General features: G+C 65.6%; 2 protein-coding genes. Both read right to left on the bottom strand.

Going from position 1 to position 3,232, the window contains the following annotated elements:
• Positions 1-576 (bottom strand): tetrahydrofolate dehydrogenase/cyclohydrolase catalytic domain-containing protein (locus tag EOA38_RS31675; RefSeq protein WP_281060134.1); only part of this gene is annotated, 576 nt, incomplete at its 3' end.
• A 230-nt stretch (positions 577-806) separates the two neighbouring features.
• Positions 807-3,185, bottom strand: a complete 2,379-nt coding sequence (locus EOA38_RS31670; RefSeq protein ID WP_127301073.1) for a GumC family protein — start codon at positions 3,183-3,185, stop codon at positions 807-809.
• Between the last annotated feature and the right edge of the window lie 47 nt (positions 3,186-3,232).

Below are 3,232 nucleotides of genomic sequence, written 5' to 3'. Positions count from 1 at the left end.
GTGCGCAATGGTGACCGTGCAGTTGGCGGCGAGCAGCAGATTGGCCATCGGCTTGCCGACGATGTTGGAGCGGCCGACGACTACGGCATTGAGGCCGGAAAGGTCCTTGCCGCGCACGCGCTCGATCAGAAGCATCGAGCCGGCGGGCGTGCAGGGCACGAAAGCCGTTTCCAGCTCGCCGGTGCCGAGCTTGCCGACATTGATGAAGTGGAAGCCGTCAACGTCCTTCTCCGGCGCGATCGTCTGGATGACCTTGCCGGAATCGATATGACGCGGAAGCGGCAACTGCACGAGGATGCCGTGGATGGACGGATCGGCGTTAAGGTCGCCAATGATCTTGAGCAACTGCGCCTCGGTGGTTTCGGCCGGCAGCGTGTGCTGGAGCGAGAGGAAGCCACATTCCTTGGCCGTGCGCGATTTCGAAGCGACGTAGACCTGGCTTGCCGGATCCTCGCCGACGATCACCACCGCTAAGCCCGGCCTGGTCGCGCCCCTGGCCGACAGATCGGCGGTCAACGCCTTGACCTTTTGAACAACGTCTTCGGCGACACTCTTTCCGTCGATCACTTCGGCCATCACTCACCTTCAGCACTGTTTGCGCGGCCGCGCTCATGCGACCCCAATCCTCAAATCAACAATCGATCCGCGAACGCCGGGCGCATGCGGTCGATTGCAGCGCGGCATTTTCACGAAAATTCCGCCGGGCAATCCCGCCAAAGCGTCGTCGGATGCCGTAAACCCGAAACCGGCTGCTTTTATCGAGGTCAGCTTTTATCGAGGCCCGCTTTTATCGAAGACGGCGCGTTTTAGAAATAGCGGCGGCGCGAGCGGCTCTCGGTCAGATCGCGCACTGCCTCGCGGAATTCGCGCAGGCTGGCCCGCAGCTCGTCGATCTGGCCCTGCTGGTCGACTTCCGGGGACTGGCGCGCCCCGGCCATCGGCGGCTGCAAATACGCATCGTCATGCGGGTCAGGCCGTTCGTAGTCCGGTCGATACGAATAGGATCCTTGCGCGGGCGGAGGCTGGACATCGGGCCGCCGCGGCGCTTCCGGACGGGAAGAACGAGCCTCGCCCATCGGCGCGCGCCGGGCACTTTCACCTGGGACGGCACCTGTATCGACCGCCTCACCCGGCCCGCGCTGCGTAAGGTAGCGCAACGACGAAGCCAGCGCCCCCAAGAGCCCTGGACGACCGCCCCGCACCGGGGCCGGCGCGACGGATGTTGCCGGAGGCGGCGAAGCAACGGGCGATGCCGGTGAAGGCTTAACAGACGGCACTGGCGGAGCGGCCTGGTAGGATTTGCCCTCGGAGGTCGACGCGCGCCCGTCGGTCCTGCGGCGCGAGCGGGCATTGGCGGTTTCGCGCAAGCTCGCATAGGCGCCACGCAGCGCGCCAAGGCCGATGCCGGCGAAAAGGCCGGCCAGCAGGCCTGCCAGCGCCTTAACGGCACGCGATGGCCCCTTCGCTTCAAGCGGCGGGTAGGCCTCCGAAATGACATTGATGTTGGCGGTGTTGATGTCCTTCTGCTCGCCCGTTTCCTTGGCGCGCAGCAGGAACTGTTCATAGACAGAGCGCTTGGCGGCGGCCTCCCGCTCGAGCTCGCGCAGCGAAACCAGGTTGTTGTTGACGTCGCCGCTCTGCACCTTGGCCTGCGCCAGACGCGACGCAAGGTCCTGCTCGAGCTGGACGGAGCGCTTCAAATCGACCTGCAGCGAGGAGGCTATGCGCTGCAATTCGGCGCCGATGCGCTCGCGCGCACCGGCAAGCTGGGCGTTGAGCGCCTCGATCTCCGGATGGCGCGGCCCGAGCCTCACCGCCGCGCGGTCGGCTTCCTGTTTCAGCGCCGCATATTGCGAGCGCAGCTCGCTCATGGTGTTGGAGTTGATCTCTTCGGGCAAGGTGCCGTTGAGAACCGCATTGACGTTCAGCGCACGCGCCGAGGCGGCGCGGGCATTGAGCTCAAGCGTACGGGCGCGGGCGACCGAAAGCTGCTCGTTGAGCTTCAGCATCTGATCGTCGCTGATCAGGTGGCCCTGTGCGTCGACAAGATCGTGCGTCGCCCTGAAATCCTCGACCTTGCGCTCCGCTGTCTCGACACCCTTGCGCAATTCGTCGAGCCTGGCCGTGAGTTCGTCGGTGGCGCGGCCCGCCGTGTTGGACTGGATTTTGCTGGAGATCTCCTGGAAGGCCGAGATCATGGCGTTGGCGATCTGGGCCGACTTGTCCGGATCCTGGGTGGTGGCGGTAACCGAGACGACGAAGGTCTTGCCGCCGCGCTCGACATCGAGGCTCTCCGCCAGATTGCGGACTGCCAGCGCGTTGCGGCGGGCATCGTCGGCCGGGCTCTGCGCATCCTGCCGCGACAGGATGGAGCGGAGTGTCGACATCAGACCGAGACCGCCTTTTCCTTGGCCGTTGAATTCAGGGTCGTTGGTGAGGTTGAGATCCGCGACAACCTTGTTGAGGACCGTGCCCGAGGTGAGGATGCGGACCTGGTTCTCGACGATGGCGAGCGTCGCGTCCGAGGCGACCACATTCTGCGTCAGGTCGCGATCGGTGAGCTTGAGGTCGCGCGGGTCGACGATGACCTCGGTGGTGGCCTCATATTTCTTCGGCGTCGACAGCGCGATGGCAATGCCAAGCGCGGCGCCCAGGATCGTTGTCGAGACGATCAGCGCCTTGGAGCGAGTGATGCCGCGGACGACCTGCATCGGGTCGATCAGCGGCATCCACTCCTGCGCGTCGGTATCGTTGCCCGCCAGCGGCCGGCCTGCGTAGCGAGGTTCGGCATGGCGGGGCTCGAACGCGGGCGGAGAAGAATGGTCTGGGGAAGAATAGCCCGGGGAACGGCCCTCTTCGCGCGGTCCGGCTTGCGGATGGGCCTCTTGCGCGGCCCATTCGTCCCCGGCCCGGACCGTTTCCGAAAGCGGATCGACCTGAGGTTGACCGGGTTTATCTATATGTGCCGTAAGTTCCGGGTTCGCGGCCTGCGGGTCTGACCGCCCTTCGCGCTCGAAGCGCGCGGCGCGATGGCGCGCCGCGGCGTCCTCGCGCCATGACGGGTCGGCCTTGTCGCCGATCGAAACCAGCGAAGCGTCGGCGGTGTCCTCGCCGCGCACGGCCTGGCCGAGCGCAAGCAAGGAGCGCTCGCGCCTCCAATCGTCACGGTTATCCCTGTCGACCATGTCCTGGAACTTACTCTCTGGCGGCTTGGGAGCGGCGGTCGGCCAAT

The sequence above is a fragment of the Mesorhizobium sp. M1E.F.Ca.ET.041.01.1.1 genome, assembly GCF_003997355.1.
In the GTDB taxonomy this organism is placed as follows: Bacteria; Pseudomonadota; Alphaproteobacteria; order Rhizobiales; family Rhizobiaceae; genus Mesorhizobium.
Note: the sequence above shows the minus strand (reverse complement) of the source record. Positions and strands in the feature narration are given on the sequence as shown.

What these genes read in the sequence shown, in the direction of transcription:
- EOA38_RS31670 (WP_127301073.1), bottom strand. Translation starts at nt 3,185, where the DNA reads ATGGTCGACAGGGATAACCGTGACGATTGGAGGCGCGAGCGCTCCTTG.